Origin of the sequence: Actinosynnema sp. NPDC059797, assembly GCF_042732085.1 — a bacterium.
Classification (GTDB): domain Bacteria; phylum Actinomycetota; class Actinomycetes; order Mycobacteriales; family Pseudonocardiaceae; genus Actinosynnema.
In genome coordinates this window covers 11,040-12,282 of sequence record NZ_JBHWIE010000082.1, presented here as the reverse complement: position 1 = coordinate 12,282, position 1,243 = coordinate 11,040, and the positions used below count along the sequence as shown (strand labels likewise).

At 71.2% G+C, this 1,243-nt stretch carries 3 protein-coding genes; all 3 read left to right on the top strand.

Annotated elements, in window-relative coordinates:
* The coding region (locus ACFV4N_RS20290) for a hypothetical protein (RefSeq protein ID WP_499674109.1) at window positions 1–541 on the top strand (541 nt) is incomplete at its 5' end.
* Complete coding sequence (locus tag ACFV4N_RS20285) at window positions 505–756, top strand: phosphopantetheine-binding protein (RefSeq protein WP_499674108.1); 252 nt, start codon at window positions 505–507, stop codon at window positions 754–756. The genes ACFV4N_RS20290 and ACFV4N_RS20285, both read left to right, overlap by 37 nt.
* A 31-nt stretch (window positions 757–787) precedes the next feature.
* Window positions 788–1,162: an ectoine synthase gene (locus ACFV4N_RS20280; RefSeq protein ID WP_499674107.1), complete on the top strand. Its 375-nt coding sequence runs from the start codon at window positions 788–790 to the stop codon at window positions 1,160–1,162.
* The last annotated feature ends 81 nt before the right edge of the window (window positions 1,163–1,243 follow it).

Genomic DNA, 1,243 nt, shown 5'->3' with positions numbered 1-1,243 from the left:
CACGGGTCGTGTCGTGGGCGGCGGGTGGGGGGTCCGGCCCATGCTGGACGCCGGGGCCCGCCCGGTGCCCGGCCCACGCACCGTCGCGGTCGGCGGGAACGCCGGCGAGCCGATGGACCGCGACCTGGTCGACCGGCTCCGGCTGACCGGCATCGGGCTGTCCGTGGCCGCCACCGCGGGGGAGGCGGTGTTCGGGGCGAACCTCGTGGTCGTCACCGACGTCGCCGACCCCGACACCTGGCCCGTCCGCCTGCCGGGCGGCGCGGTGCTGGTCAACGCCACCGGCGGCGACCTGCCCCCGGCCGTGACCCGCGCGGTGGACGTGGTGTTCGTCGACGACCTGGCCCTGCTGCGGTGCGCGCCGCACCGCGGCCTGCCGGTCGAGGCGGACCTGCGGCAGGTCGTCACCGGCGAGTGCGCGGGCCGCACCAGCGCGGACCACGTGCTGCTCGTCGAGCTGCTGACCGAGGGTCGGCAGTCCGGATCACCCCTGGAGGACCACGCGTGTCGATCGAGAACGAGATCAAGCGGTTCGTCGTGACCGGCTTCGCACCCGACCTCACCCCCGACCAGCTCCCGTCCGACCTGGACCTGCTGGACAGCGGGGTGGTGGACAGCCTCGGCCTGCTGCGCCTGATCGCGTGGGTGGGCGAGCGCTACGACATCCCGGTGGGGGAGCGCGACATCTCGCCGGCCCAGTTCAGCTCGGTCGAGGCCATCGAGGCCTTCGTCCGGGAAGCACGCAGCTTCGTCTGACGAGATCCACGGACAGGAGGAGTTCACCAGCATGATCGTGCGGGCCAAGGCCGGCGTGACCGGCGTCGACTGGGGGAACGGGCTCAGCTACCGGCTCCTGGTCGAGAAGGACAACATGGGGTTCACCGTCGCCCACACCGTGGTGAAGGCGGGGTCGAAGTCCCCGCTGCACTACCGCAACCACCTGGAAGCCTGCTACTGCATCGCCGGGCGCGGACAGGTGATCGACGCCGACGGGACGGCCCACGACATCGAGCCGGGCGTCATGTACGCCCTGGACCAGCACGACCAGCACTTCCTGATCGCCCACCCCGAAGAGGACCTGGAGCTGATCAGCGTGTTCAACCCGCCGCTGCGCGGCGACGAGCGGCACAACTTCGACGCCGACGAGTTCTCGCACTACTGACCGGCGACGGGCGGTGGGTGTGTAAATGTGGTTGCAGGCCCTAACCAGGAACGACGTGGGGTGTATGCGAGAGGGTGGACA

What these genes read in the sequence shown, in the direction of transcription:
- ACFV4N_RS20280 (WP_499674107.1), top strand. Translation starts at nt 788, where the DNA reads ATGATCGTGCGGGCCAAGGCCGGCGTGACCGGCGTCGACTGGGGGAAC.